Consider the following 21,912-nt stretch of genomic DNA (forward strand, 5'->3'; position numbering starts at 1 on the left):
GCAACACCTGTGCTGTCGATACCTTGCTTGCTTACCCGTCGAACGGATTACGCAGCACAATAGTTTCAACACGGTCAGGGCCGGTGGAAATAATGTCGATGCTGGTGCCAACCTGTTCTTCCAGGAAACTAATGTAGGCGCGCGCATTGGCAGGCAGGTCTTCGACTTTTTTAACGCCCAGCGTCGACTCTTTCCAGCCCGGCAAATCCTCATAAAGCGGTTCGATGGCTTCGTAGCCTTCTGAATCGACTGGCGTATCAAGTACGTCGCCGTCCTTGCTGCGGTAGCCCACACAAACGCGAATGTTTTCCAGGCCGTCGAGGACATCAAGCTTGGTCAGACAGATACCCGACACTGAGTTAATTTGCACCGCATGGCGCAGCGCTACAGCATCGAACCAGCCACAACGGCGCGGGCGGCCGGTAGTCGCGCCGAACTCATGGCCTTTTTCCGCCAGATGGCGCCCGTGGTCGTCAAATAGCTCGGTGGGAAACGGGCCTGAGCCTACACGAGTGGTGTAAGCTTTGGTGATCCCTAACACATAATCGAGATATAAAGGCCCGACACCGGAACCCGTCGCCGTTCCGCCAGCAGTGGTATTTGAGCTGGTCACGAACGGGTAGGTGCCGTGGTCGATATCCAACAAAGAGCCTTGGGCCCCCTCAAAGAGGATATTCTCTCCGGCTTTGCGCAGGTCATGCACCATGCTCACTGTGTCGCGAACCATCGGGCGCAGCTCGTCTGCCATCTGCATGGCTGTGTCGAGCACTTCCTGGAAGTCAACGGCTGGCTCGCCGTGGTAATTAACCAGGACGAAATTGTGGTAGTCGAGCACTTCGCCCAGCTTAGAGGCGAAGCGTTCGCGGTGAAGCATATCGCCTAACCGTAAACCACGGCGGGCCACTTTATCTTCATAGGCGGGACCAATGCCCCGGCCTGTCGTGCCAATTTTGGCAATTCCGCGAGCTTTTTCACGCGCTTGGTCCAAGCGAACGTGATACGGCAAAATCAACGGGCAGGCGGGCGACAAACGTAGCCGTTCTCGCACCGGCACGCCCTTTTCCTCAAGCTCACGAATCTCTTTGATCAGCGCTTCCGGTGAAAGCACGACGCCATTGCCGATAATACAGGTCTTATCAGGCCGCAACACGCCAGAAGGAATGAGGTGAAGCACGGTTTTTTCACCGTCAATGACCAGCGTATGACCGGCGTTATGGCCGCCCTGAAAACGCACCACCGCCGCTGCTGATTCGGTCAGCAAGTCAACAATTTTGCCCTTGCCTTCATCGCCCCACTGGGTTCCCAGGACTACGACATTCTTACCCATTATGCACTCGTCTCTTGTGTCAGGGCCGTTGGCTGCCAACGACCGTCGATAAACTCAAGACGGCGGTCACAATCGTGTTCCGCCGGTCCCGTGCGCTGCCCTGGCAGCGCCTGAATTACCCGCTCGCCCTGCGCACGCAGTGCGACGATGGCAGCATCAAGCGACGCGGCCTGCTCTGCGGGCGCCCAAATGGCACCTCTTTCCGATGTAGCAATGTCCAGAGAAGCCAATTGCTTCAAGTCCATCGAAAAGCCGGTAGCTGGACGCGCACGACCAAAGGCACGCCCGGTATCATCATAGCGCCCGCCTTTCGTCAGCGCATGACCATAACCTGGCACATACGCCGCGAACATCATCCCCGTGTGGTACTGATAGCCGCGCAACTCTGCCAGATCAAAATACAGCGATACATCAAACTGTGCCAACACACCTTGATAGAGGGCGTCTAGTTGGTCCAATGCCGCCACCACTGATGCGGGCGCACCGGCCAAGCGCTCTCGGGCGTGAAGCAAAATCTCAGCATCACCATGCAAATCACCAAGGGCTAGCAGCATCTCGGCGATCGCGGGATCGTTTACGCTGGCACTAACTTGCTCGGCCAATAGCCCCGGAGACTTAAGCGCCAAGGCGTCAAATAACAACGCTTCTTGCTCAGCATTTACGTCAGCGGCTTCCACTAGGCTTCGGTAAATGCCGATATGCCCTAGCGCCAAATGGATTTCTTTCGCACCCGCTGCCTGCAGGCTCGACAATGCCAGATGGATAATCTCTTTATCGGCATCCAAACCGGCATGACCAAACAGCTCAACACCCACCTGGACCGGGCTTCTTCCACCCTGGTGCTGGTCGGCTTTAGCGCGCAGGACGTTGGTGCAATAGCACAGTCTCACCGGCCCCTTGCGCTTGAGCGAATGGGCATCCATCCGTGCTACCTGCGGCGTAACATCCGCTGATGCGCCCATCATCCGCCCCGTCAATTGATCGGTCAACTTGAAGGTTTGGAGGTCAAGATCGGTTCCCGTTCCGGTAAGCAGAGAATCCAGAAACTCTACCGGGGGCGGCATGACTTGGTCATAGCCCCAGCAGTGGTATAGATCCAGCAACGTGCGGCGTAGCTCTTCCATACGGCTTGCCTGAGGCGGCAGCACTTCGTCCATGCCGTCGGGCAATAGCCAGCGGTCAGCGATGGTCATGTGAACAATCCTGCGAGACGACAATAATGAAGGCCCAATGACGTAGGGCCACAAAAAAACCGGGCGACGCCCGGTTAATAAAGTCTATCACGTTTTGTGACGGGTTGAACCCCGCCGATAGCGACGGGGCCAGCGTTAAACGACTATCCGTCTTCGTCGGGCATGGCACTGCGCAAGTAGCGGAAGAAGTCGCTATCTGGCTCTAGCACCAACAAGTTGTCATCACCCGAGAAGCTCTCACGATAGGCATTCAGGCTACGCCAGAAGGTGAAGAACTCTTGATCCTGACTGTATGCTTCCGAGAAGATACCAGCCGCTTCGGCGTCACCCTCACCACGCAGTGTTTCTGAACGCTCATTGGCCTGCGCAAGCAGAACCTGGCGGCGGCGGTCCGCATTAGCACGAATACGCTCGGCCTCTTCTTGACCCTGAGCACGCCATTCGCGGGCTTCACGCTCACGCTCTGAGCGCATCCGCTCAAATACGGCTGCCGAGACATCTTCGGGTAAGTCAATGCGCTTGATACGAATATCGCGAATCGCGACGCCAAGCTCATCGCGCATCAAGTCATCCAATTCTTCGGTGGGACCGTCCATCAAGTCATCACGCTGCTCTGCGATGATTTGCTGAAGATTCAGCCGACCAAACTCATTACGCAGACTTTCGTCAACGCGGGGCTGAATCAGACGAGTCGCCATCATTTCATCACCCGATGTCGCTTCGTAGTAGCGCGTCGGGTTGATGACTTGCCATTTCACATAGGAATCGACAATTACCGCTTTCTGCTCAAGGGTCAGATAACGGCTGGTATCGGTATCCAGCGTCAGCAGGCGTGTATCGAAGGTACGCACAGTCTGCGCAATCGGTATTTTAGCGTGCAGGCCTGGCTGGATATTTTCCTCGACAACTTCACCGAAGCGAAGTTTAACCGCACGCTCGGTTTCGTCGACGACGTACAGCGTATTGCTGGCAAGCCACGCGACGGCGGCGATGCCGCCAACGACTAGCAGGGATCGATTATTAATCATTTACCGGCCCTCCCTGCGGATGGAGCTACTACTTGATGAGGAACTACTGCCTGAACTGGTGTTACGCAGACGCTCCAACACTTGAGGGTCAACACCATCACTGCTGCTGCCTTCCGACGAACGGCCGGAGCTGCCCTGACCACGGTTTAACTGCTCAAGGGGTAAATACATCATCGGCGCGTTGTCACTCACATCCAGCAGCACCTTGGGCGTTTCGCCAAACACATCTTCAATGGCATCGATGTACATCCGCTCACGCATAATATCGGGCGAATTCTCGTACTCGGCAAGCAGCGAATTAAAGCGGTTTGCCTGACCCTGGGCTTCAGCCACTACCGACTCACGGTAACCTTGACCTTGCTCGACCACACGCTGCGCCTGACCCTGGGCTTCAGGAATAATCGCGTTAGCGTATGCCATGCCTTGGTTAATCGTGCGCTGGCGATCTTCACGAGCACGAATAACGTCATCAAAGGCATCAATAACGGGCTCAGGAGCCGTTGTCGATTCGATGTTGATCGTTTGCAGCTGAATACCGGCGCCGTAGTTATCCAGATAGGACTGCAGGCGGCTAGTCACCGAGCTACCCAAAATCTCACGGCCCGAGGTCAGGATATCGATCATGTCGGTACCCCCCACCACATGACGCAGCGCCGAATCGAGCGCGTTATCAATCGACAATTCCGGGTCGCGAACGTTAAGTACGAAATCACGCGGGCTGGCAACTCGATACTGAGCAGAAATTTCCACTTCGACGATGTTTTCGTCGCGGGTTAGCATCGATTGCGTTTGCGTCAGCGAGCGAACGCGCGTGACGTTTACCATCCGCACTTCATCGATTAAAGGCGGATGCCACTGCAGGCCTGGATTCACAATGTCTTGATATTCGCCAAAGCGTAATACGACACCACGCTCGGATTGGTCCACCAAGTAAAAGCCCATCGCGGCCCAAATAGCCAACGCGACGATAGTCAATAAGGCTGGGAGTGCCAGGACATTACGGGGCTTACCGCCTCCGCCACCTTTCTTACCACCACCTGATTTTTTGCCACCGCCAAATACGCCGCTAAGTTTTTCCTGAAACTTTTTCAGCGCTTCATCGAGGTCTGGAGGGCCTTGGTTATTGCCTCCTTTGTTACCGTTATTGTCGTCGTTATTGCCACCACGGTTTCCACCGCCGTCGCTGCCACCACGTCGGCCACCACCACTCCAGGGGTCATGCTGGTTGCCACCACCAGGCTCATTCCAGGCCATACTTCGTCTCCACTGAGGTATTCACTCACGCTCATGCCCCGACGTTAACACGGGGCCACAGCGCGTTTTAGTATTATTACGATACGGAGCTTATTCGGTCACTGTCCAAACTCTCAGGCCAGCCATTTTAACGAGGCTCACCACTCTTTCGTTTCGCGCAACTCTAAGGGTAAGTAGGTATTGGCGCGCTCGCCTAATTGCGCCATCAACTGGTTAAAATCACGGCGTGGCAAGCGCACATCCAGCACCGAACGCCCTTGGTCGTCAAACGCTTCCTCCCGCACGGCATTCAGTTCGTGAAGGCCAGCGCGCAATTTGCCTTGCTCAGGGGCAAGCGTTAACGAGAAACCAATGACATCGCTTGCCAAGCGCTCAGTGAGTGCTTCGTGAAGCAGGTCAAGGCCTTTGCCTTGCTGCGCCGAAAGCCATACGACCTCAGGAAGCCCCTGCCCGTCGCGCTCGATGCGCGGGGCGCTATCCAGCTTGTCGATTTTATTCATGACTTTCAGAACCGGTACGTCATCGGCACCAATTTCTTCTAGCACTCGCTCGACTTGCTCGACGTTGAGGTCACGATCAGGGTCGGCGGCGTCGATGACATGCACCAGAAGCGTCGCTTCAGCGGCTTCCTGAAGCGTCGCCTGAAATGCTTCAACCAGTTTGTGCGGCAGGTGCCGGATAAAACCAACGGTGTCGGCCATTACGACAGGCCCTACGTCCTCAATTTCCAAGCGCCGGAGCGTTGGGTCAAGCGTTGCAAACAGCTGGTCGGCAGCATACACGTCTGACTGCGTTAACGCATTGAAGAGCGTTGACTTCCCCGCGTTGGTATAACCTACCAACGAGACACTATGGATTTCGGCCCGAGCGCGGGCGCGACGGTTCTGCTCACGCTGACTGCGCACTTTATCAAGACGTTTGTGAATCGATTTAATACGACCACGTAGCAGTCGACGATCAGTTTCCAGCTGCGTTTCACCCGGGCCACGCAGGCCAATACCGCCTTTTTGGCGCTCTAGGTGGGTCCACCCGCGTATCAGGCGAGTGGATACATATTCAAGCTGGGCAAGCTCAACTTGTAGCTTACCTTCGTGGGTGCGTGCTCGCTGTGCAAAGATATCAAGAATCAAGCCCGTGCGATCTAATACGCGGCACTTGAGTTCACGTTCCAGATTACGTTGTTGCGAGGGACTTAAACCGTGGTTAAAGATAACCAGCTCAGCCTGGTGAGCTGCGAGCATTGCCCGCAGCTCTTCCAACTTGCCTGACCCAATAAAGGTGCGAGAATCAGGACGCTGTCGGCTAGCCGTGAGCAATGTCGCAGGCTCTGCACCAGCAGAGCGTACGAGTTCTAAAAACTCACCCGGGTCTTCACGCGCTTGTTCATCTTGAAAATCAACGTGAACAAGGATTGCCGTTTCACCGGCTTCGGGGCGTTCAAAAAACAATCAATACCTCGTGGACTGTTTTGCGGATCCCACCGAGTTACTCATCGACGTCCGGAGCGGCCGGATCTTGTACAGGTAAACGCACATTTCGCGATGGCACTACGGTCGAAATCGCATGTTTATAAACCATCTGACTGACGGTATTGCGCAACAAGATGACAAACTGGTCAAACGATTCGATCTGGCCCTGCAATTTAATGCCGTTCACCAGAAAAATAGAGACCGGAATGCGCTCCTTGCGCAAAATGTTCAGGTACGGGTCTTGAAGGGACTGCCCTTTGGACATGTTGCTCTCCCTAAAACTGTCGTTGGGGTTGATTATGGATGGCGTGCCCAACTGGTGCTACGCCGACATCTTGTTGCCCGAAAGGCCAGCTCACTCGGCCACTCGAAAACATCACTTACGAAACATCTATCTTACGCTAAGCACCGCTTTCGCGCACGAGTTTCAGCACCTTATCCAAGGGGTTGGCCTGCAGGGGGTCTATCCATTGCAGTGACGGCCAACGCCTTAGCCAGGTAATTTGACGCTTAGCCAGCTGTCGTGTGGCAATAATGCCGCGCTCAACCAGTGTATCGCCATCATAGCGACCGTCCAGATATTCCCAAACCTGTCGGTAGCCAACGCTTTTCATCGCTGGCAAATCGCCATGCAGGTCATTGCGTTGTTTGAGGGCGGCGACCTCATCTATCAAGCCCTCTTGCAACATTAATTCAAACCGCTGCGCAATTCGCTGGTGTAATACCGCACGTTCAGCGGGCAACAGCGCTATCGACAGCACACGCCATGGAAAGGTTTCAGGCCGCTGCTCAGCCCAAAGCTCGCTCATGGGTCGGCCGCTCGCGTAATACACTTCCAAAGCACGCATGAGCCGTTGCGGATCGTTGGGATGAATACGCTGAGCAGCAAGAGGATCAACGTCTGAGAGTGTTCGGTGCAGCGCTGAAAGCCCTTCTGCCTGCCACTGCGCCTCCAACCCTTGGCGGATAGACGCATCCGCCGAGGGTAGATTGGCGACGCCTTCAACCAAGTGTTTGTAGTAAAGCATGGTACCGCCTACCAGCAGCGGCACTTGACCCTCCGCGCTGATTTGTCGCATCTCATTGAGCGCGTCGCGGCGAAAATCCGCCGCCGAATATGGCTCAGCCGGGTCGCGTATATCGATTAATCGGTGAGGCGCACGGGCAAGCTCGTCGGCACTTGGCTTGGCGCTGCCGATGTCCATCCCCCGGTACACCATCGCCGAATCGACACTGATCAGTTGGTGGCCCAGCCGCTCATGCAGCGCCATTGCCATATCGGTTTTACCGGCTGCGGTCGGCCCCATTAAAAAAATCGCCCAAGGGCGTGTATCAGCCATGCGCTGGTAGAACTCCGCTAACTATCAAAATCTAACCATCAACAAACACACCGATATAATCGCTACTGACCACGCATAAACAGCCGGTCCAGTGCCTTTAGATCCATTTGCGTCCAGGTAGGACGCCCATGATTACACTGGTCGCTTCGTTCAGTACGCTCCATATCGCGCAGTAGCGCGTTCATTTCATCTACCGTCAGTCGTCGGTTGGCTCTCACACTACCATGACAAGCCATGGTGGAAAGCAGCTCGTGAATCCGCGCTTCGACTTGGTGCGAACGCCCAAAGCGTGCCAACTCTTCAAGCATTTCACGCACCAAAGCCTCAGGATCCGCCTGGGCAAGCAAGGCCGGGAGTTGCCGTACCAACAGGGTTTCAGGGCCGGCCACATCCAGCTCCACCCCAAGCTTGGCAATCGCCTCGCGTTCGCTTTCCACGGTGGCCACTTCAGCACGACTGGCCGCCAGCGACACGGGCACAAGTAGCGGTTGTGTGTCGACTCCCTGGGCCGCCGCAAGCTGATTTTTCATCCGCTCATAGACAATCCGCTCGTGGGCAGCGTGCATGTCTACCAGCACTAAGCCATGAATGTTCTGCGCCAGGATATAAATCCCATGAAGCTGCCCCAAAGCAAAACCTAACGGTGGAGCGCTGGTGGGGTCATTGTGCGGCATACTCAGTGGTGGCGCTTCGCGCACTTCCCCGTCCTCAAGAGGCGTGCTTTCTTGGGCGGCTGCCTGAGGTGTTAACAACGTCTCTTCGTGATTGGGGTGCAGCGCTTGGTAGCCCTGCATAAAGCGGCGCACCCGCTCACCGCCGGGATGTCGATCGGCCGGAGGGGAAAGCGCCATCCCCTGCTGCTGCCAGCGCGCCGAATCGTCGGGCGCCGTCTCAGCCACTGCGGGGTCCGAGGCCGAGGCGGCATGGGAGTCTTCCGTACTAGGTCGCGCATCGGCCAAACAGTGGTGCAAACTGGAGTAAAGAAAGTCATGCACCATGCGGCCATCGCGGAAACGCACCTCGTGTTTTGTGGGGTGAACATTAACATCCACCACATCAGGATCAAGCGTTAAGTAAAGTACGAAAACAGGACGGCGGCCATTAAAAAGCACGTCGCGGTACGCTTGGCGAACGGCATGAGCAACCAGCCGGTCGCGTACAACACGGCCATTAACAAAAAAGTACTGCTGGTCCGCCTGAGAGCGTGAATGAGTCGGCAAGCCTACCCAACCACTTAAACGCAGCCCGCCCGCCTCGCGCTCGATATAGCGCGCGTGCTCAATAAAGTTTTTGCCAAGTAACGAGGCAATCCGCCGTTCACTAGCCGAAGGCGTTTGCCCTGGCGGCAACTGATGCACCACTTTTTGGTTATGCCGTAGGGTCCAGGCGATGTCGTAACGCGATAAAGCCTGGCGACGAAACGCTTCCTCAACGTGAGCAAATTCCGTTTTTTCGGTGCGCAGAAATTTACGCCGCGCCGGGGTATTAAAAAACAGATCACGGACCGACACACTGGTGCCCCGCGGATGTGGCGCTGGCGTCACCCGGGCTTCCATCCCGCGCCCTTCCGCTACTACACGCCATCCTTGGCGCGGATCGTCCAGCGCGTTAGACACCAGTTCCAGGCGCGAGACCGAGCTAATCGACGCCAGCGCCTCACCGCGAAACCCCAGCGAGCTGACCCCTTCCAGATCTTCCAGGCTATCGATTTTGCTAGTGGCGTGCCGGGCAAGCGCCAGCGGCAAATCCTGCTCGCTGATACCTACGCCATCATCGCGAACTTTGATAAGCCTGGCACCGCCTGCCTCAATATCCACCTCGATGCGCTGGCTACCTGCATCAATGGCGTTTTCAATCAGTTCCTTGGTCACGGAGGCCGGACGCTCAACCACTTCTCCAGCAGCAATTTGGTTGGCCAACCGGGGATCCAATACGTGTATACGCGGCATAGCGGGCGTCGTTTCAGACAATTCGGCACCTCATGAACTGGGAATACGCAGCACTTGCCCCACCCGGAGGGCGTCACCGTTGAGGTCGTTGGCCTGCTTTAGCTGGTTCACCGGCACGCCATGGCGTACCGCTATCGCCGAGAGCGTATCACCGGACTGAATCCGATACTCATCGCCACTCGGGCTGCGTTGATTATCCCGCTGCCATGCCAACAGACTAGCCGGCGGGGGGTAACGCTCAAAATGGTTTTGCAGACCGCCCATAATCGCTTCGGAGACGCCTTGCTGATGTATAGGGTCGCGTAACCGCCGCTCTTCGTCAGGGTTGGATATAAAGCCAACCTCAACCAATAGCGAGGGGATATCAGGCGACTTGAGCACCATAAACCCCGCCTGTTCGACCCGCGATTTATGCAGTCGATTCACCCGGCCTAGCTGATCAAGCACCTGCCCGCCAATCGACAGCGAGTCGTTGAGCGTCGCCGTCATGGTCAAATCCAGCAGCACACCACGCAATACCTCATCTTTATCGCGCAGTGACAGGTTGCCATCCACCCCGCCAACCAAGTCGGAGCGGTTTTCGCTATCGGCCAGCCACTGCGCCGTTTCTGAGGTGGCACCACGCTGAGAAAGCGCATACACCGAACTGCCCTGGGGGCGTGGGCTGTTAAATGCATCGGCGTGAATGGATACAAAAAAATCAGCTTTTTGGTCGCGGGCAAGCTGTGTTCTCTGGCGCAAGCCGAGATAATAATCGCCATCACGAACCAGCACGGCTTTAAAACCATCGACCGCATTGATGGTGTCCGCCAGCCGCTGGCTAATGTCCAGCACCACGTCTTTTTCGCGGTTACCTGACGGGCCAATCGCCCCTGGGTCTTCACCCCCGTGGCCCGCATCCACCGCGATGATAATATCGCGCTTAGGATGTGGTTTGGCTTCTTCGGATGCCGACGACGAGTCCGCCTCTTCGTCCGATGAAGCCGTTTGTTGAGGATCGTCGACCTGACTCTGGGCGCTAGCACGTTGCGCTTGAATTTCCTGCTCGCGAATCATCGCCTCGATAGGATCGATGGGGTTTTCCACCGCGCTTTCGCCGGGGTATTCCAGATCAACCACCAGCCGGTGTCCGTACTGATCGTTCGGCGCCAAGGTGAAATGACGCGGCTCAACCTCCCGATTGAGCTCAAGCACCACCCGCAACCCATTACCTTCACGGCTACCGGTGCGCACGTCGCTAATCGCGCTGTCGTCAAGTGACAGGCTATCGGCATCGGTGTCCATCTGAGTGTCGTCCAGGTCGATGACCAGCCGGTCAGGATCATCTAAAGAAAATACGTTGGCCGGTGCTGCTTCCGATAAATCAAACACCAAGCGCGCATGATCCGGGGCCGCCCAGAGCCGCATTCCTTCCACGGTTGCCGCCTGGAGAGAAGTCCCCACCCCTGCGGCGATGACCGCTATGGCGCTGAGCACCACCCGGCGCAGTGAAATCGCTTTGCTCATCCTTGCACTTAACACCATCACGCTCACGACCATTGAAATACACCGCCCTGTTGGGAATAGCCCGACATGCGATCGCTTAACGCAGTCAGCACAGTGACGCCGAAGTCACTCCCGGCGCTTAGCTGGGCCCTACGGCCGGGCTCAACCACCGCTAATTGAAGGCGAATATCCGGCGCCGGCAGCCAACCGGCGCCACGGCTAGGCCATTCGATCAAGCACAGCGCATCATCAGCCAACACGTCTCGGCCACCAATAAATTCAAGCTCTTCAGGGTCAGATAACCGGTACAGATCCAAATGATAAAGCCTGCGGCCGTCGAGCTCGTAGGGCTCAACCAGCGTGTAAGTAGGGCTTTTTACCGCCCCTTGATAGCCATAGGCACGCAATACGCCACGCGTAAGCGTCGTTTTACCTGCACCCAAGTCGCCTTCCAGATAAATACGCCCGCGTCCTTGCAATACGTTACCCAGGATTTCGCCAAACGCTACCTGAGCCTCTTCATTATCCAGTTGCACCTGCATGTAGGCTGCCTTCACGGGTTAATTAATTCTCGCGCATAGGATGCCAGATCACTCGCCAGCAAGCCACGCTCACCGCACGCAGCCGCCGCCCGATCCGCCGCCAAGGCGTGCACCAAAGTACCCAACCAGGCACTGGTTTCGATATCACCGCGTTGGGCGATCAGCGCACCCAGCATACCGCTTAGCGCATCGCCCATACCGCCGCTGGCCATGCCCGGATTACCGTAGGGACACACCATCAAACCGCCCGGGCCAGCCACCAAGCTGCCTGCACCTTTCAAGATAACCACGCCGCCTCTGGCGCGCTGAAGGGCCTGAGCCGCCGCTGGCCGGTCCGCCTGCACATCCTCCACCGAGCAGCCCAATAAGCGGGCCGCCTCACCAGGATGGGGCGTGAGTACCCAATCGTCGCGGCGCAAATCCGGCCAGTGACGAGCCAGCAAGGTCAGCCCATCGGCATCCACTACCAGCGGCACGGTGGCGTGCAAAGCACTCTGCAGGATGGCCTGCCCCCAAGCAGCCTGACCAAGCCCGGGACCAACAACCACGGCATCCGCCTGCTTTGGAAGCTCACTGGCCTCAGCGCCGCCGCGAACCGCATGAGCCATCACTTCCGGACAACGCACTAAGCTTGCAGTAATATGCTCGGCAACGGTTGCCAGGCTGACTTTCCCCGCACCTAAACGCGCTGCCGCTTGAGACGCCAGCAGCGCGGCGCCGCCAAAGCCGGGGGCGCCGCCCATAACTAACACATGCCCCATGCGGCCTTTATGGCTGGTACGCAAACGCGGAGTGAAAGCCTCACTGAGCAAGGCGTCATCCAGGCGCCACGCGTAGGGTGGAATATCGAAAAACGCCTGGGCTTTCACGCTCAGCGGACGAAAGTCGATTTCGCCTGTATAGGCCGGCGCCTCGCCTGTATGCAGGCCAATTTTATCGCCAATAAAGGTGACGGTGCATGCCGCTTCTACCGCTATGCCAAGCACCGCGCCGGTATCGGCGGCCAACCCCGACGGAATATCAATTGACAGTACCGGCTGAGGCGCGGCGTTGATCAGCTCAATCGCCCGTTGGTAGCGCCCTGTTACCGCGCCACTTAGACCCGTTCCCAATAGCGCATCAACAATGACTTCTCCGGACAATACGACCCCGGGGTGCCACTCTTCACAGCTCACACCAGCCTGACTGGCCAGTTGGGCAGCACGAAAGGCATCATCCTGTAGTTCGTCCAGCGGCTTTAAAGCAATGCGCTGAACTTTAAGTCCCGACTGCATCGCCAGCGCCGACAACACATGACCATCACCACCGTTATTGCCGCTTCCGCACAGCACTGTAACACTACGCGCCTGAGGCCAGCGGGAGCGAAAGCTATGCCAGGCACTGGAGGCCGCGCGTTGCATTAAGGCAAAACCATCAATTCCCCCGGCAATCGTACGCCTATCCAACTCGCGCACTTGAGCCGCTTTATAAAGAGGGCGTAACGTAGAGGTTATTAAGCGAGACACGATCTCTCCTTTCGCATGTTGTGATGGCCAGCAATGCGTTAGCATAGCGCGGCTGACGCCTAACCGTTGAGTATCAACGCCCAATTTTCTCTGGCTTTTCTTTTTTTGCGACGAAGCGGCGCGCCCCATGCTTTCAGACAATACCCTTGCCGAACTTGCTGAGCTCATCAAAACCTGGGGGCGTGAGCTCGGCTTCCAGCAGGTCGGCATTACCGACACTCGACTGGACACCCATGAAACACACCTCAACGCCTGGCTGGACAAAGGTTACCACGGCGAAATGGGTTTCATGGCCAAGCACGGCACCAAACGTACCCGCCCGGACGAGCTAGAGCCCGGCACGCAGCGGGTCATCAGCGTACGCATGGATTACCTCCCCGCCGAGGTGGAAAGCACCAAGGTACTTGGTCAACCTAATCGTGGCTATGTATCGCGCTACGCCCTCGGGCGGGACTACCACAAACTGATGCGCAAACGCTTGGCGCAGCTGGCCAAACAGATCGAACAAGAGGTCGGGGCATTCGGCTACCGGGCATTTGTCGATTCCGCCCCGGTGATGGAACGGGCGCTTGCCCAGAAAGCGGGCCTTGGCTGGTTCGGCAAAAACGCCATGCTGCTCAACCCCAAAGCAGGCTCGCTGTTTTTCCTGGGCGAGCTTTACACTGACCTACCACTACCCGTCGATACGCCGTTTGAAGAGGAACACTGTGGTAGTTGCAGTGCCTGCCGCACCGCCTGCCCCACTGGCGCCATTGTCGATGACAAGGTGATCGACTCACGCAAGTGTATTTCGTACCTGACCATTGAACTGCACGGCGCCATTCCAGTGGAATATCGCCGCGCCATGGGTAACCGCATTTATGGTTGCGACGACTGCCAGCTTGTATGCCCCTTCACCCGCTTTACCCGTGTGACTCAAGAGGAAGACTTCGCGCCGCGCCATGACCTTGACCGCGCCTCGCTTGTCCGCCTGTTTAGTTGGTGTGAAGAAGAATTCCTCGCCAAAACCGCTGGCAGCCCCATCCGACGCATCGGCTACGAGCGATGGTTGCGTAATATTGCTGTAGGCCTAGGCAACGCGCCCTGGAGCGACGCGGTGGAAGCCGCCCTATGGGCACGACGCGCCTACCCCAGCGCCCTGGTTCGTGAACACGTTGCCTGGGCACTGGAAGAGCAGCGCCTTAAGCGCGCCACGCGCATTGCCACTGAAGCGTCTTAGGCGCTGCAGGTATCTATTCCTCTTCGTCACTCTGCGGCTCGAGGAGTAAAAACGTACTGCGATAATGAGAAAGCTCGGCAATTGACTCTTTAATATCGTCCATCGCCAAGTGCACGTTCTGCTTTTTAAATCCAGCCAGTGCGCCAGGGTTCCAGCGTTTGGCCAGCTCTTTGACGGTGGATACATCCAAGTTGCGGTAGTGGAAAAATGCCCACAGTGCTGGCATTTCACGCTCCAGGAAACGCCGGTCCTGATGAATGCTGTTGCCGCACATGGGCGAGGAGCCCGGGGTAACGTACTGACGCAAAAAATCGAGCGTTTGCTGCTCTGCTTCAGCCGTTTCCACCGCACTGGCTTTAACGCGTGCTACCAGACCTGACTCACCGTGTGTCTTTTGATTCCAGTCATCCATGCCAGCCAGCAGGCTATCGGACTGTTTCACGGCGATCACCGGCCCTTCAGCCACAACATTCAAGTGGGCATCAGTGACCAGGGTAGCGACTTCGATAATACGTTCCTTGTTGGGGTCAAGCCCGGTCATTTCCAGATCGATCCAGACCAGTAGGTCGTCACGCGGTGCGGCATGTTCGCTCATAGTGCTCTCCAACGGTGGTGGGGATATCAAGTTACCCAGCGGCAGTTAACAGGTACAATGAACCCATTGTACCGAGCATCGGGTGGTCATGAGCAAACGTAAATTAAGCCGTCAGCAACGTTGGCGGGTCGAGAAGGTTCAGGCAGAACGTGCCCAGCGCGCTGAAAAGCGCGATACGCAAGATGCCGAGAAGCTCGCCGCTGGCGAATACGGCGCCGAACAACCGGGTCGTGTGATGGCGCATTTTGGGCGCACCCTCGAGGTGCGCAATGCCGATGGCACGCCCGTGCGCTGCCACCTGCGCGCCAATATGGATGGCTTGGTGACCGGTGACCGGGTGATCTGGCGGGCAGGTCAAGACTGCTCAGGGGTGGTGGTGGCCCGCGACGAGCGCCATAGCGTGCTCAAGCGCCCAGACGCGCGTGGTTTGCTCAAACCAGTGGCGGCAAATATTGATCAGCTACTCATCGTTTTTGCTGTCGAGCCCGCGCCGCACCCCAACTTGATCGACCGTTATCTAGTCGCCGCCGAAGCCACTGGCATCGCGCCGGTACTAGTGCTTAACAAAACGGACTTGTTGCCGGACGACGGCGGTGAACTCGGCCAGTTGCTTGAGCGCTACCGCTCGCTGGGCTACCCGGTTGTGCGGACTACCACAGCAAGCGACGACGGCCTTAATGCGCTTCGCCAACAGCTAGAGGGGCGTACATCGGTATTTGTCGGCCAAAGCGGCGTGGGCAAATCATCGCTTATTGATTTACTTTTGCCCGATGAAACCCTGCGTATCGGCGCGCTGTCGGAAGATTCACGCAAAGGCACGCACACCACGACGACAGCACGGCTGTACACCATGCGCACTGACGAAGTTACCGATGGTGAGCTGATCGACTCGCCCGGCATTCGTGAGTTTGGGCTGATTCACCTTGATGAACAGACGGTTACCAACGGCTTTATTGAATTCCGGCCGTTTATCGGTCACTGCCGTTTTCGTGATTGCCGCCACCGGGCTGAGCCGGGCTGTGCTTTACTCGAAGCCGTAGAGGCAGGCAAGATTCATCCAGAACGATTTGCCAGCTATCGGCGTATTCTTGATAGCCTGGACGCTGAACCTATAAGGAGTCGCCCATGAGCACCGAGAGCCACTCGTCTGAAACCAACGTGCTACCGCTGATTATTGAACCTGAGCAGCTTCAGGAGTGCCTGGATGACCCACAACTGCTCATCATCGATGTGCCAGTAAACGCCGACAGCTACCGCCAGGGCCATGTCCCCGGTGCTATTTTCCTTGATTTTCGCCATCTCATGCGAGGCGAGGGGGCAGTGCCAAGCGATGTACCCAGTACCGAGGCACTGTCGCGGTTATTCAGCGCGCTCGGCCTCACCCGCGATACCCATGTGGTTGCCTACGACGACGAAGGCGGCGGCTGGGCGGCGCGCCTGCTGTGGACACTGGAGCTTATCGGGCATACCCGCTACTCCTATTTGAACGGCGGCATACACGCTTGGCGCGATGAAGGGCTTGAAGAAACCACCGAGCCCACGGCGCCTATACCAAGCGATTACCAAGCAGAGATACTTAACCCCCAGGCACTGATTACCTGCGACGAGATCAAGCAAAAGCTCGACGACAAGCAGTTTGCCGTTTGGGACGCGCGCTCAAAAGCCGAGTACGACGGCGAGAAAGGTAACAACAAGCATTTGGGTCATATCCCAGGCGCGGTGAATATGGATTGGCTGAACGCCATGGACCGCAACCGGGCGCTGCGTATCCGCGATTACGCCGAACTGGTTACCGAACTGGGTGCGCTCGGCTTGACCCCGGAGATGGAAATCGCCACCCACTGCCAAAGCCACCACCGCAGTAGCTTTACCTGGCTGGTCGGCAAGGCACTGGGCTTTAATATGCGCGGCTATGCGGGATCCTGGGGTGAATGGGGCAACCGCGACGACACACCGATTGAGAAGTGAAAATATTACTGTGACCTTTTCCCAAAAAGCCTTTTCGCTACTCCAATACCCGCTGCCCCACCACGCCATCTCGCGACTAACCGGCAAGTTTGCGCAGTGCGATAACCCCTGGGTGAAAAACACCCTGATTAACGCCTTCATAAAGCGCTTTAACGTGGATATGAGCCAGGCATTGGAGCCGGATCCGGCGGCCTACGCCACCTTCAACGACTTCTTCACTCGCGCGCTGAAAGACGATGCCCGCCCGCTGGAAGAGGGTATCATTAGCCCCGCCGATGGCACGCTTTCTCAGTATGGACGCCTTCAGGCCGGGCAACTGGTGCAAGCCAAGGGGCACACCTACTCCGCGCAAACGCTACTCGGAGGCGATACTGCCCTGGCGGAGGAATTTCTCGGCGGCAGCTTTGCAACGGTGTATCTCTCGCCAAGGGATTACCACCGTGTGCATATGCCGATCACCGGCACGCTACGGGAAATGATTTACGTACCGGGTCGGCTGTTCTCGGTTAACCAGGCCACAGCCAACTATGTGCCCGGGCTATTCGCCCGTAACGAGCGCTTGGTGTGCATCTTTGATACCGAACAAGGTCCGATGGCCATGGTACTGGTCGGCGCGATGATCGTCGCGGCGATTGAAACGGTTTGGTCGGGTCAAGTCACTCCACTTGCTGGACATCCTCAGCGAATGCAGTTTGGTCAACCGATCACGCTTGCCAAAGGCGCTGAAATGGGCCGCTTCAAACTCGGCTCCACCGTGGTGATGTGCTTCGCCAAGTCCGTTAACTTCAATGATCTTCCAACCAATACGATGGTGCAGATGGGCCAACGCCTAGGCGATGGGTAGCCGCTAACAATTAGGCGTTGAGAACGCGAGCACGTCTTCCAGGCGTGCTTTGCCTAGCGCCAGTTGGATCAAGCGGTCAATGCCCAACGCCACACCGGCCCCAGTGGGCATGCCGTGCTCAAGAGCCGCCAGCAGGCGCTCATCCACATCCACTTCCGGCAATCCCAGTCGGCGGCGCTCAGCGTTATCTTCGCTAAAGCGGGCACGCTGCTCATCCGCATCGGTCAGTTCATCGTAACCATTGGCTAATTCAATGCCATTTAGATAGAGCTCAAAACGCGACGCGACCCACTCACCGTCAGCATCCTGATGACGGCGGGCCAGCGATGCCTGACTGGCCGGGTAATCAACCACCACACTCAGTTCGTTGCGGCCTAACTGCGGCTCAATCACCAGGCTCATCAGCAAATCGAGGCAGGTATCGCGTCCCTCATTGGCCATCGCACTGGGCGGCATCTGACCGCGCTCAGCCGCCAGCCTGCGCAGGGTATCAAGCGGGCTAGTGAACGGGTCGACCGCTAAATGGGTATGAAACAGCTTACGGTAGCGATAATGTGCCACCGGCCCTTGAAAACGTGGCAGAATATTGGCGACCAGCGTCGTGGTTTCGTCGATCAAATCGGCCAGGGAAAATCCTGGGCGGTACCATTCCAGCATGGTGAATTCGATATTGTGCCGGGCGCCGACTTCGCCATCTCGGAAGCTTTTTGCCAGTTGAAAAATGGGCCCGCTACCCGCCGCCAGCAGCCGCTTCATATGAAATTCCGGCGAGGTTTGCAGCCACAGCCTGCGTTGGCCACGATCAGTACGCGCCAGCGTCGAAAGCGATACTAGGTGCACATCGGTACTGCCCCCCTGACCCAACACCGGCGTTTCTACCTCAAGCACACCCCGCTCGGCAAAAAACTTGCGCACTTTGGCCAGCAGCCTTGACCGCTCACGCAATGTTTCGATATCTGCCGTAGGCCGCCAGCTAGCACTCATTGCCGCCTCCCTAACGTAATAAAGCCACGCATGATGCGTGGCTATTGATGCAGATTCTTACGGCAGCGTGATCAAGCACGCGAGACGTATTCACCGCTGCGCGTATCAACCTTCAGAACTTCCCCCTGATTGATAAACAGCGGTACGCGCACCACCGCACCAGAAGACAGCGTCGCCGGCTTGGAGCCACCTTGGGCAGTATCACCTTTCAAACCGGGATCGGTTTCGACCACTTCCAGCTCGATAAAGTTAGGCGGGGCCACATGAATAGCGTTATCGTTCCACAAGGTAACGGTATAGGGTACCTGTTCTTTCAACCACTTTTCCGTATCGCCCAGCGCTTTCTTCTCGACCGCATACTGCTCGAATGAACCGTCTGTTTTCATGAAGTACCACATTTCGCTGTCGTTATAGAGATACTCCATCTCCAGCTCCATGACGTCGGCACCCTCTAACGAATCACCCGATTTGAAGGTGCGTTCCCCTACGCGGCCGGTCATCAGATTACGCAGCTTGACGCGGTTAAAGGCTTGGCCTTTGCCCGGCTTAACCAGCTCATTCTCTATGATTGAGCAAGGATCGCCGTCGAGCATTACTTTCAGACCGCCCTTGAATTCGTTGGTAGAATAGTTCGCCATATTGCCTCTCAATGATGCGTTTCAATAACATGAGGCGCCACGTGTCGTTTTGCCTCTAATGAACGTTGTGGAATAAGTGCGCGCATGATAACCCGATGGAGGGCTTTTTGCAGGAGAACATCATTATTGCTGACAAGGGCCCCACAAGCCAAACAGGGTCCTGGCAACAACAGCTCTCGCAAGCGATTCGCGACCCGGCGGCCCTTTGCCAGCGCCTGGGGCTGAGCGATACCTGGCTGCCGGGCGCTCGCACCGGCCACCAGCTGTTTGAGGTCTGCGTGCCCGACGCCTATTTATCGCGCATCAAGTCAGGCGACCCGCATGATCCACTGCTCCGTCAGGTGCTGCCGCTGGGCGATGAAGCCCTGACACCGCAGGGTTATGTGGCCGACCCCCTCGAAGAAGCTGATCATCAACCGGTCAAAGGCTTGATTCACAAGTACGCGGGCCGTGTGCTGTTAATCGCCAGCCCCACCTGCGCGATCAACTGCCGCTACTGTTTTCGCCGCCACTTTCCGTACAGCGACAATTCACCTTCCCGGGCACAGTGGCAACAAGCGCTGGATTACCTGCGCGCCGACACCACTATTCAAGAGGCAATTCTTTCTGGCGGTGACCCCCTCGCCGCTAATGATCGTCAGTTGGCGTGGCTGGTGGCGCAGCTTGAAAGCATCCCGCACCTTAAACGGCTGCGTATTCACACGCGACTACCGGTGGTCATCCCCGACCGCATTGATGACACGCTGGTCGAGTGGCTTTCCGCTACACGCCTGCAAAAAGTCGTGGTCCTGCATATCAATCACGCCAATGAGATTGACCAGGCGGTAGTCGATGCCTGCGCGCGGCTTAAACAAACAGGCGTCACACTACTCAACCAAAGCGTACTGCTGCGCGAGGTGAACGACAGTGCCGCCACCCTGGCCACCCTGTCTGAACGGCTATTTGAAGCGAGCATTCTGCCCTACTACTTACATGTGCTTGATCCGGTGCAAGGTGCTGCGCATTTTAATGTGCCGGATGAAGAAGCGCGCGAATTAGTCACCCAGCTTCGCGACTACTTGCCTGGATTTCTAATGCCACGGTTGGTCAGGGAAATTCCAGGTAAAGGGAGTAAAACGCCGCTGTGAAAAGTTAACTTAACCTCAACCCATCAATAGCGAAACAGGCACTTAGAAGGCAACGTCTCATTCCTTTCCATCGGAAGGGGATAGATGTCAAACCTTCTTTATCGGGCCAGCATACTTAGCCACCATCTCATCCGCCGTCAGCAGTAAAAACCCTTCGGCTTCCGCCTGAGCCACTAGAATCCGATCAAAAGGATCTGTGTGGATGGTGGGTAAATGAGCAACGTTGAGAGTATGCAATGAACTGATGGGAAGTTCTAAATAACCATTATCAACCAGCCCTCTTCGTAGCAAATGCGGGTCAACGTGAAAGTCAGAGCGTTGCAGCCCCGTTATTTCGTTTAACCGGGCGTTTGGCGAGTGAGCGGTCAGCGACCTTGAAACATAGCTTCAGCAGTGGCGCCACCAGCCACAACAGCGGCGTGAGTAGCCAGCGGTAAACAAATCGCGCAATGAAAAGAATTGGCAGCAGCACGACCAGCCAAATAACAAACTGACCAAGCCATGTTGGCCAACCGAGCCATTTGGACACGTTGACACCCAGGGCGCTCACTAAACTGGGATGGCGAACCACCACATAGGCAGTACCCGCTACCGCGGCCACTTTTGCCATACGCGGCAAGGCAGCAAAACGTCCGCCGGTGGCCAATGCGCCCTGACGCAAACCGGCGCGGGTGGCCTGCCCTTCAACGCTGCCCACTCGTGCAGCACGAGCAGCCTTGCCTGCCCTTAGCACTTTGACGGTGCTGGCCATGACCAGCAGATCAACACCGGCCCAACCAACATCGCTTGCACCTACCTCCTCGCCACGACGCCACTGGCTTTCAAGGTCGCGCAGGCCACTGGTAAAGAAATCCCCTACCCCCGTTACCACCCGCTCGCCCTGCAACCACTCCACGTTACCCTTATCACTCACCACAAACTGATTGAGCAGCGCGTGACCATTTTCATCCAGCAGTGCAATACCCACCTGGCCGCGGCGATGGGGGGTCAGCTCGCCCGACGCTGCTTCCGCTTCATCGCCCCACCAGCGGCTCACTTGACGATAACGCTCACCAAACCAGTGTTGGGCACTTAACGTGGCAATGTCATTATCGCGAAAGTAGCTGATGGGCAGCACGGCGTCTGCCCCGTAGCGGACCAATACGCGCTGAAATTCAGGCACGTGGCCAAAGTCGGTGAGCACCTCTCGGGCTACATCCCCATGACGGGTTAACGCAAGGTAGGCGCTCATCCATAGTGCCCGATCTGACGCGTAGCCAAGAAAGAGCACATTGATTTCCGATGATTCCTGTTCAAGCGTCGGCGCAAGTTCAGGCAACGCTTCCTGGGCTTCCAAGCGAACCAGTTTGGGCTCATAGGCCTCGTGAGAGGCGACGGCTGATGCAAGCCCTGCGATCACAATCGCGGTCAACACTATCATCTGCCAGGGCCGCATCATTACCTAC

20 protein-coding genes are annotated in these 21,912 nt (G+C 56.9%); 5 read left to right on the plus strand and 15 right to left on the minus strand.

The window, feature by feature from the left end:
* Positions 1-31: 31 nt before the first annotated feature.
* From CPH17_RS05180 to CPH17_RS05230, 11 genes are all read right to left on the minus strand, one after another.
* Complete coding sequence (locus CPH17_RS05180; RefSeq protein WP_074396784.1) at positions 32-1,327, minus strand: adenylosuccinate synthase; 1,296 nt, start codon at positions 1,325-1,327, stop codon at positions 32-34.
* Positions 1,327-2,520, minus strand: coding sequence for an ATP phosphoribosyltransferase regulatory subunit (locus tag CPH17_RS05185; protein ID WP_096298452.1), 1,194 nt, complete (start codon positions 2,518-2,520; stop codon positions 1,327-1,329). The genes CPH17_RS05180 and CPH17_RS05185 overlap by 1 nt, the downstream gene beginning before the upstream one ends.
* A 143-nt stretch (positions 2,521-2,663) precedes the next feature.
* On the minus strand, positions 2,664-3,548 hold the full coding sequence (hflC, locus tag CPH17_RS05190) for a protease modulator HflC (protein WP_074396786.1): 885 nt from the start codon (positions 3,546-3,548) through the stop codon (positions 2,664-2,666).
* Entirely contained in the window at positions 3,549-4,802 is a 1,254-nt protein-coding gene (hflK, locus tag CPH17_RS05195; protein WP_074396787.1) for an FtsH protease activity modulator HflK, read from the minus strand.
* Between the two features lie 137 nt (positions 4,803-4,939).
* On the minus strand, positions 4,940-6,250 hold the full coding sequence (gene hflX / locus CPH17_RS05200; RefSeq protein ID WP_074396788.1) for a ribosome rescue GTPase HflX: 1,311 nt from the start codon (positions 6,248-6,250) through the stop codon (positions 4,940-4,942).
* 37 nt (positions 6,251-6,287) lie between these two features.
* Positions 6,288-6,536 carry an RNA chaperone Hfq gene (hfq, locus tag CPH17_RS05205; RefSeq protein ID WP_074396789.1) on the minus strand — a complete coding sequence of 83 codons (249 nt, stop codon included), beginning with the start codon at positions 6,534-6,536 and terminating at the stop codon, positions 6,288-6,290.
* Positions 6,537-6,672: 136 nt separating this feature from the next.
* Entirely contained in the window at positions 6,673-7,611 is a 939-nt protein-coding gene (gene miaA, locus CPH17_RS05210; RefSeq protein WP_074396790.1) for a tRNA (adenosine(37)-N6)-dimethylallyltransferase MiaA, read from the minus strand.
* 62 nt (positions 7,612-7,673) lie between these two features.
* Entirely contained in the window at positions 7,674-9,560 is a 1,887-nt protein-coding gene (gene mutL, locus CPH17_RS05215; RefSeq protein ID WP_096298454.1) for a DNA mismatch repair endonuclease MutL, read from the minus strand.
* Positions 9,561-9,590: 30 nt separating this feature from the next.
* A complete protein-coding gene (locus CPH17_RS05220; RefSeq protein ID WP_096300895.1) occupies positions 9,591-11,066 on the minus strand; it encodes an N-acetylmuramoyl-L-alanine amidase in 1,476 nt (491 codons plus the stop codon).
* A 23-nt stretch (positions 11,067-11,089) separates the two neighbouring features.
* Complete coding sequence (gene tsaE / locus CPH17_RS05225; protein WP_074396792.1) at positions 11,090-11,587, minus strand: tRNA (adenosine(37)-N6)-threonylcarbamoyltransferase complex ATPase subunit type 1 TsaE; 498 nt, start codon at positions 11,585-11,587, stop codon at positions 11,090-11,092.
* Between the two features lie 11 nt (positions 11,588-11,598).
* Positions 11,599-13,092 carry an NAD(P)H-hydrate dehydratase gene (locus CPH17_RS05230; RefSeq protein ID WP_231898079.1) on the minus strand — a complete coding sequence of 498 codons (1,494 nt, stop codon included), beginning with the start codon at positions 13,090-13,092 and terminating at the stop codon, positions 11,599-11,601.
* Positions 13,093-13,219: 127 nt separating this feature from the next.
* On the opposite strand from CPH17_RS05230, the gene queG reads away from it, so the two are divergent.
* Positions 13,220-14,311, plus strand: a complete 1,092-nt coding sequence (queG, locus tag CPH17_RS05235) for a tRNA epoxyqueuosine(34) reductase QueG (RefSeq protein ID WP_074396794.1) — start codon at positions 13,220-13,222, stop codon at positions 14,309-14,311.
* A 13-nt stretch (positions 14,312-14,324) separates the two neighbouring features.
* On the opposite strand, the gene orn is transcribed toward queG, so the two are convergent.
* On the minus strand, positions 14,325-14,906 hold the full coding sequence (orn, locus tag CPH17_RS05240; protein WP_074396795.1) for an oligoribonuclease: 582 nt from the start codon (positions 14,904-14,906) through the stop codon (positions 14,325-14,327).
* Between the two features lie 88 nt (positions 14,907-14,994).
* On the opposite strand from orn, the gene rsgA reads away from it, so the two are divergent.
* From rsgA to asd, 3 genes are read left to right on the plus strand one after another with little or no spacing between them, the layout of a single operon-like run.
* Complete coding sequence (rsgA, locus tag CPH17_RS05245; protein WP_074396796.1) at positions 14,995-16,035, plus strand: small ribosomal subunit biogenesis GTPase RsgA; 1,041 nt, start codon at positions 14,995-14,997, stop codon at positions 16,033-16,035.
* Entirely contained in the window at positions 16,032-16,874 is an 843-nt protein-coding gene (locus tag CPH17_RS05250; protein WP_074396797.1) for a sulfurtransferase, read from the plus strand. Before rsgA ends, CPH17_RS05250 begins: the two co-directional genes overlap by 4 nt.
* A gap of 10 nt (positions 16,875-16,884) precedes the next feature.
* Entirely contained in the window at positions 16,885-17,718 is an 834-nt protein-coding gene (gene asd, locus CPH17_RS05255) for an archaetidylserine decarboxylase (RefSeq protein ID WP_074396798.1), read from the plus strand.
* Positions 17,719-17,721: 3 nt separating this feature from the next.
* Here the strand turns inward: asd and epmA are convergent, their stop codons facing one another.
* Together epmA and efp are read right to left on the minus strand one after the other, a co-directional pair.
* Positions 17,722-18,702, minus strand: coding sequence for an EF-P lysine aminoacylase EpmA (epmA, locus tag CPH17_RS05260; protein WP_074396799.1), 981 nt, complete (start codon positions 18,700-18,702; stop codon positions 17,722-17,724).
* Positions 18,703-18,773: 71 nt separating this feature from the next.
* Complete coding sequence (gene efp / locus CPH17_RS05265) at positions 18,774-19,340, minus strand: elongation factor P (protein WP_027335332.1); 567 nt, start codon at positions 19,338-19,340, stop codon at positions 18,774-18,776.
* A 107-nt stretch (positions 19,341-19,447) separates the two neighbouring features.
* Here efp and epmB point away from each other — a divergent pair, with 107 nt between their 5' ends.
* Positions 19,448-20,467, plus strand: coding sequence for an EF-P beta-lysylation protein EpmB (epmB, locus tag CPH17_RS05270; protein ID WP_074398515.1), 1,020 nt, complete (start codon positions 19,448-19,450; stop codon positions 20,465-20,467).
* Positions 20,468-20,777: 310 nt separating this feature from the next.
* On the opposite strand, the gene CPH17_RS05280 is transcribed toward epmB, so the two are convergent.
* Complete coding sequence (locus tag CPH17_RS05280) at positions 20,778-21,905, minus strand: hypothetical protein (protein WP_231896446.1); 1,128 nt, start codon at positions 21,903-21,905, stop codon at positions 20,778-20,780.
* Positions 21,906-21,912: the final 7 nt, after the last annotated feature.

The organism is Halomonas sp. hl-4 (assembly GCF_900215475.1).
GTDB lineage: Bacteria > Pseudomonadota > Gammaproteobacteria > Pseudomonadales > Halomonadaceae > Vreelandella.

What these genes read in the sequence shown, in the direction of transcription:
- miaA (WP_074396790.1), bottom strand. Translation starts at nt 7,611, where the DNA reads ATGGCTGATACACGCCCTTGGGCGATTTTTTTAATGGGGCCGACCGCA.
- mutL (WP_096298454.1), bottom strand. Translation starts at nt 9,560, where the DNA reads ATGCCGCGTATACACGTATTGGATCCCCGGTTGGCCAACCAAATTGCT.
- CPH17_RS05250 (WP_074396797.1), top strand. Translation starts at nt 16,032, where the DNA reads ATGAGCACCGAGAGCCACTCGTCTGAAACCAACGTGCTACCGCTGATT.
- CPH17_RS05180 (WP_074396784.1), bottom strand. Translation starts at nt 1,327, where the DNA reads ATGGGTAAGAATGTCGTAGTCCTGGGAACCCAGTGGGGCGATGAAGGC.
- tsaE (WP_074396792.1), bottom strand. Translation starts at nt 11,587, where the DNA reads ATGCAGGTGCAACTGGATAATGAAGAGGCTCAGGTAGCGTTTGGCGAA.
- orn (WP_074396795.1), bottom strand. Translation starts at nt 14,906, where the DNA reads ATGAGCGAACATGCCGCACCGCGTGACGACCTACTGGTCTGGATCGAT.
- CPH17_RS05220 (WP_096300895.1), bottom strand. Translation starts at nt 11,066, where the DNA reads ATGAGCAAAGCGATTTCACTGCGCCGGGTGGTGCTCAGCGCCATAGCG.
- CPH17_RS05280 (WP_231896446.1), bottom strand. Translation starts at nt 21,905, where the DNA reads ATGATGCGGCCCTGGCAGATGATAGTGTTGACCGCGATTGTGATCGCA.
- epmA (WP_074396799.1), bottom strand. Translation starts at nt 18,702, where the DNA reads ATGAGTGCTAGCTGGCGGCCTACGGCAGATATCGAAACATTGCGTGAG.
- rsgA (WP_074396796.1), top strand. Translation starts at nt 14,995, where the DNA reads ATGAGCAAACGTAAATTAAGCCGTCAGCAACGTTGGCGGGTCGAGAAG.
- CPH17_RS05185 (WP_096298452.1), bottom strand. Translation starts at nt 2,520, where the DNA reads ATGACCATCGCTGACCGCTGGCTATTGCCCGACGGCATGGACGAAGTG.
- queG (WP_074396794.1), top strand. Translation starts at nt 13,220, where the DNA reads ATGCTTTCAGACAATACCCTTGCCGAACTTGCTGAGCTCATCAAAACC.
- hflK (WP_074396787.1), bottom strand. Translation starts at nt 4,802, where the DNA reads ATGGCCTGGAATGAGCCTGGTGGTGGCAACCAGCATGACCCCTGGAGT.
- hfq (WP_074396789.1), bottom strand. Translation starts at nt 6,536, where the DNA reads ATGTCCAAAGGGCAGTCCCTTCAAGACCCGTACCTGAACATTTTGCGC.
- hflC (WP_074396786.1), bottom strand. Translation starts at nt 3,548, where the DNA reads ATGATTAATAATCGATCCCTGCTAGTCGTTGGCGGCATCGCCGCCGTC.
- efp (WP_027335332.1), bottom strand. Translation starts at nt 19,340, where the DNA reads ATGGCGAACTATTCTACCAACGAATTCAAGGGCGGTCTGAAAGTAATG.